3 protein-coding genes and 1 pseudogene are annotated in these 5,847 nt (G+C 63.7%); 1 reads left to right on the forward strand and 3 read right to left on the reverse strand.

Features of this window, described 5'->3' with window-relative positions:
- Positions 1-114 precede the first annotated feature (114 nt).
- Positions 115-1,110, forward strand: coding sequence for a LacI family DNA-binding transcriptional regulator (locus RMO15_RS11700; RefSeq protein WP_309712394.1), 996 nt, complete (start codon positions 115-117; stop codon positions 1,108-1,110).
- Here RMO15_RS11700 and RMO15_RS11705 read toward each other — a convergent pair.
- The 3 genes and pseudogenes from RMO15_RS11705 to RMO15_RS11715 all read right to left on the reverse strand — a co-directional run.
- Positions 1,082-3,745, reverse strand: coding sequence for a bpX6 domain-containing protein (locus RMO15_RS11705; protein ID WP_309712397.1), 2,664 nt, complete (start codon positions 3,743-3,745; stop codon positions 1,082-1,084). The two genes, RMO15_RS11700 and RMO15_RS11705, sit on opposite strands and share 29 nt — an antisense overlap.
- Positions 3,742-5,574, reverse strand: a complete 1,833-nt coding sequence (locus RMO15_RS11710) for a hypothetical protein (RefSeq protein WP_309712401.1) — start codon at positions 5,572-5,574, stop codon at positions 3,742-3,744. The genes RMO15_RS11705 and RMO15_RS11710 overlap by 4 nt, the downstream gene beginning before the upstream one ends.
- Positions 5,571-5,847, reverse strand: a pseudogene (locus tag RMO15_RS11715) (hypothetical protein); the annotation flags it as partial. The pseudogene RMO15_RS11715 and the gene RMO15_RS11710, both read right to left, overlap by 4 nt.

The raw sequence follows: 5,847 nt of genomic DNA on the forward strand, positions 1-5,847 counted from the left end.
GGCCATGGTTTTCTCACTATAGCACAACCGTCGGCTTGACAGGTTAAGCGCTTAGATGATATCATCTAAGCGCTTAACCTGTCAAGCCGACGGTTGTGCTATAGTGAGAAAACCATGGCCACGATTTATGATGTTGCTCGGCGCGCCGAGGTCTCGATTGCAACGGTTTCCTTTGTCGTCAATAATGGCCCCAAGGCTGTGAGTGAGGCGACTCGTAAGCGCGTGCTTGCGGCGATGGAGGAGCTCCAGTACCGCCCCAGTGGGGCAGCACGGGGGCTAGCACGGCGGCGGATGTTCCAGCTTGGGGTGTACTTTGCCGGGATCGGGGGAGACATGCTCAACTACCCCTTTGTCCGGGGGCTCCTTCAAGGGGCCATTGAGGTCAGTGATGCCCGTGGCTACGACACGCTCTTGCTACGCAGGCGCTCCAGCCCCGCCGATGAGGCACTGCACTCGGGGCGCGTGGACGGTGTCCTGCTCATGATTCCCCCCGATCACTACGACACGCTCACGATCGCGCGTGGGCTCCCCTTAGTGACGGTCGCGGGTGCTCCGCCTCCCGCGGAGGCTACCTGGCTCAATGTCGGGCTGGACAACGCCGCCGGGATGCGTCTTGCGTTGGAGCATCTTGTCACCCAGGGGCATCGGCGTATTGGGCATATCACGGGCAACCTCAAGCAAAACGATGCGAGGGTTCGCCGCGATACGTTTGTCGCTCTCGCACACGAGCTTGGTTTGGAGGAGGCTCCTATGGCGGAGGGGACGTTCTCCCATGAGTTCTGGGAGAGCAACTACCAAGCGGCACACCGCCTCTTGGAGCGGTCCGTTCCCCCCACCGCGGTTATCGCTGCTTGCGACCCGATTGCCTGCGTGGTTGAGGAGGTGGCTCGGGAGCGGGGACAGAAAATCGCCCTGGTTGGCTTCGATGATATCGGTGAGGCTCCCGGGATCAGCTCGATTCGCCAGCCGCTTCGAGAGATGGGGGAGCTGGCCGCCGGGCTACTGGTAGACCTGATCGAGCAAGGCACCCGCCCCGTCTGCACCGATATCCGAGTCACGCCCGAGCTGATCGTCCGCGGCTCTACAGCCGAACCCGTAGGTCGCGCATGAGCTGGCCCGTGACAGGGTGAATGACAATAACCCTGCCCTGAGAGTCGGCGATTGTCAGGGCTTCTGGGGTTGCTCTTAGCCGCACCCGCTCCGCCCCGGAGAGCCGGAGCTGGAGCACCGGCGCACGCAGGCCCTTCGACGTGCTAAAGCACACCAGAGCCGTGATGCCCAGCGGGTCACGTAGCGCACTGATAGTCACCTCATTGGCCCCAAGGCGAGCAACAGCAAGTCCCGCAGGCGTGTCGTCGGGCTCCCCCACAATGCTACTGCGATGGAGCGGCCCCGTCTGACCGTAGAGCACGACGGCGGGCTCACCAAACAGATTCACTTCCTCGTCATCATCGGTCTGGAGCCAGTAGACACTCTGGTCGGTGAGATCAAACGTCCCCCCCGAGAACGGAATCTCCTGGCGGCGCGTGGGAGCCGCTTCCGTCCAGAGCACAAAACGCCCCTCATCAAGGCTCAGCACCCCACCGCCCGAACTGAGCGCCAGAGTCGGCTCACTGGTCTCGGTAATTGTGAGTGCCTTAGGCGTGGGAGAGAGCGTGTCGAGCGTGAGAAGCTGGCCATTGCGTGCCACGCGCCAGGTTCCCTCACTGAGCGCCGTCTCCCAGCAGAGCAGCGAGAGCTCGCCCCAGTCGGTGACCTTGCGCGTTCCTAAGTCCAACACATGCACCCGCTGGCTATCGTCGCGGTGGGCCAGCGCAACTGCCCGAGCGCCGGTCTTTCCGATGACCAGCGAGGTCGCGGGGAGATCGAAGTGGTGGAGAATCCGTCCGTCGTGGCTAAGCAGCAAGACGCCCACCTCGCCCAGCGCCACGAGTGTCCGCCCGTCGGGGAGATACGCGGCGTCTACAATCGGGACATTGCCTGTATCGCCGCCCTCAATGCGGATTTCAAGCGGCTCCGTGCGATCTAGAAGCGCAGGCTGTGGCTTGGGCATGAGTGCTGGTAAATCCGCTTCGAGCGCGGGAAGCTTTGCCAGGCGTGCCCAACCCGCAACGACGGTCTGCTGAAGCGTGACGGCACTACTGCCTTGGTCGGCAAGTAGCGCACGAAGTCCTTTGCGCAGTAGTGGCTGAAGCTCCGGGCGCTCCGTTTTGGGAAAGAGCGGCGTGAGCAGATTCAGGCGCTCCTGAGCGGCATCGGGCTGCGCTAGAAGTGCCTTCGCCTTCTCCCGCCATGGCTCGGACTCGTCTTCGCCCTCACTCCAGATCAAGAGGTGTGCCAGGAGCTGCGCCCCACCCACTCCGCCCTGATCGGCTCCGAGTGCCGCCCAGCGCTTTGCCAGCGTTCGGGCAGACTCGACATTCTCAATGGTGGACACGGCGCGGGCATAGTCGCCCCACTCGGCGTGGAGCTGGGCCCACTCCACTCTGAGGGTCTCGGCGGCGGTGGTGTGCTGGCTGCGCTCCAGACGGAAAATGGCATCGGAGAAGCACTGCGAGCGGCGTGCGATGGCAATGGCACGCTCTTTCTCCCCGGCCAGCCACCACTGCCGGACAACCAGTGCGGGTGGGAGATTGCGTGCCTCGGCCATCTCGGCGGCGAGGCGTAGCTTCCCGTGACGCTCTAAAAACGAGACCGCTTCTTCGTCCTCACGCAGCAGCTCCGCAAGAACATAGGCCGCCTCCTCAAAGCGCCCCTCGTTTTTCAGCCTCTCCACAGCCTCACGGTAGAGCTGCTTGAAGCCCCCATGCAGGCCATCCCAGGGGAGCGTTGAGTCGGGCCGAGTGGGCGTGGGGCTGATGACCAGCTGATCGCGCGGCTTCAGAAATGCAAAACCGGCGGGTGTGTCATCGCTCTCGCCCGGCTTGCCCAGCGGGATCGCGTGCTGGAGCGCCTCCTGCCACTGCCCACGCTCGAAAAGCTCCAGCATCTTCTGAAGAAACTCCGCGTTCTGACGGGAGATCTCCTCCAGCTGGCCAGGGGAGAAAACCTGCTCCTGTATCGTGTTGCGGAGTCTCTCGGTCGTGCTGGCACTTCCCGATGACGGCGTGGTCGGGCGCAGGAAGTCGAGAAGCACCCGACCCCAGCGCTCCAGCAAGGAGCTACTGGTGTTCTTCGGAGCCGCCGCCGCCGCCGCTGGTGGAGGAGGCTGATTGAGCGAGCGCAAGAGCGCGGCGCGGGCGGCGGCGGTGGCGGGGTTAGTCGGGACGATTTGCAGGCTCTTGAGCGGCGCGAGCACTTCACCAATTTGTGCCTCGGCGACGTGCGCGGGTTCGGTAAGCGGCTTTGTGGCGATAAACGCGATCCCCTCCAGCGCCAGCCAATCCGCAGGTTCAATGGCCGTCAGCTCTGCAAGGGAGAGTACCCTGATATGCCCACGCTGGGCGTAGATCAGGCTCTCGGGCGCGGGCCGTAGCTCGTCCCACTCGGCTTTCGTCAGCGGCAGAGCAAGCAAGTGCCCGCGTGAGCGCACCAGTGGCAGGCCCGGCGCGGCCTCGGCGGTCAGGGTTTGTGGCTTGGTAAGCACCACGAGCAGTGCGCCGTCTTCCGTCTGCCAGACCCGGACGCCCGGCTCCCAGAGCGCCAGAATGCGTTTCTGCGCTTCGTCCTCGCTGAGCAATGCGGGATCAAAGAGAAAGGCCGCCGCCGTGATCGTCCCGCGATGAAGAAGCTTCTGTGGGATCATGAGTGGCCCACCGCGACTTCCTCGAACGTCTCACGGGGCGCATGGAACTGGCAGCGGCGCGAGTTGGTCTCTAAATCCCAGATCATTAAATCGCCGCTCTCGCGCAGGCAGGCCAGCAGCGGCACATCGGGGGAGACGGCGGCGCTCACAATCTTCCCCCCGATTCCCGTGATCGTCTTGGTTCCTCCCAGCCCCACCAAGCGCACGATCCGCCCCGCCTCACTGAGCGTCACAAGCCGCACCTGCCCGCCAAAGTACGTCGCGCCCAGCACTGTATCGTCGGAATCGAGCGCCGGAAACGCAACATCTTTGCTCTCCAGCGGCAAGTACCACCGACCATCTTCGCGCTGGAGCACCACAGATTCTCTCTGCGACGGCCCTGAGAAGAGTATTGCCCGCGTGATCTTACCGAGCCAGTAGAGAGTGCTTCCCTGTGTGCCATCGCCTAAGAAGCTCGCTCCGTCTGTTGCTTCGACCCTTAGGATGGATGGGGTGCCACCCGGTGCATGCATCGTTTGAAGATTATAAAGGACGGGAGACCAGTGCGGACGGAGCCTGCCCGTTTCCTGTTCCTGCCTCAGGGAGAGAGTGAGGCGTTCCTGTTTTTTCCAGTACTCAGGCGTGTTTTCGAGGGGTGAAAACGAGAGTATAAGCTCACCTTGGAGCTGATTTTCAAACGAGAGTACTGCAAGTGCTAGCTCAGCCGATGCATAGCCAAAGAGATTCTTATCTGCCTCACCCAGTGCCACAGGTTTATTGGGAAATGGTGTACAGGAGCCTTTGATCAGCCGAATCTCAAGTTGATCGCCGCCTTTGGCGACACAAAAAATCGCATTGTTGTGTCCCCCAATCGCCCGAATCCGTGCGTAATGTTGCTGGTAGAGTTTCGCGGGGCCGAGCGATGCGCCGAGCTTTGCGGGAATGGGGAAGACCAGCACGCCCGTGTCGGCGCTGTCTCGGGCGCAGACGAACTTTCCGCCGGGGAGCCAGACCAGCGCGCCGACGGCTTGTCGGTGCGACACCCGCGCCTTGCCGGGTTTGGCACCGACGGGCGTAAACGGGTCGCGGAGCAGGCGGATCTGGGTGTCGGGGGGTGGAAGTGCAAGCTGGAGCTTTCTATTGGACGGTCGGAGCGTGAGGGCCAGCGCCTCGCCGTCCTCTGTTTCTTCCGTGCTCATCAGGTGCACGCCACGCGCCATCGGGATATCCAGCCAGCGCGGACCGCCCAAGAGCCACAGCTCCTCCGGGGAGCCGAGGGCTTCTTCGGCAAACTTGCGCCAGTCGTAGAGCTGGCGCGGCGTGGCTTGCGTCGCCGTACGAGACCAGAGAAACGCCCGAACCGTGGCTTCGTCGAAGCCTGTGTACAGAGCGCTCTCTTTGGGCTCGCTGTCCAAGCTCGCCCACTGAAGCGTCGCCCCGATAGCGCTGGCCCGCTGGGCCAGCACGATCCACGCCGCCAGCTGGGCAATTCGGGGAGCGCCTAGCTGCTCCGGGCCAGAGTCAAAAAGAATTAAACAGCGGCGCTCGTGGGCATTGGCCTTGCGCTCGGGCTCTAGAAACGAGAGCTCTCCCTGGCTCAGGCGGCGCAGGAACTCGTCGGGAGCCGTGTCCAGCAGGCCCCACTCAGTGGTGAGCAGGTGCTCTAGCTTCCCCCGTCGCGTGATCCCCGCGTAGCCATCGGGCTCCTCGCCGCCCTTACGTGTCTCACCCCTCAGCGGCCCAAACGCCGCCGCGAGGCGAGTGAGCAGCGGCCCCAGCGCACTTGCCAAGACGGGATCAAGCACCGCAAGTGGCTCCGCCCAGCGAGCGAGTGCGGGAGGCAGGTTCATAGCGCCGCCGCCTCCGCCAGGGAGAAACAGCAGTCGGGCAAGAGCGCTAGGGGAGGGCGAAGCTCCGGGAAGCGCTTCATGAGCGCGGCCAGCACGAGAGCCGAGGGAAGCGTGGGCCGCTGGGTCGTGGGCAGAAACAGGGCCGGAGTCGTGGGATTGGGGGCGAGGTAGATCACGCCGGGGCTCCATGGTAGCCAGTCGTGCGGACCGAGGAGCGCGAGGAGGGAGGGTTCCCCTCCCCCCGTCTCCGCTCGTTCCTCACTCCGCCGACCC

Source organism: Armatimonas sp., assembly GCF_031410135.1.
Lineage (GTDB): Bacteria > Armatimonadota > Armatimonadia > Armatimonadales > Armatimonadaceae > Armatimonas.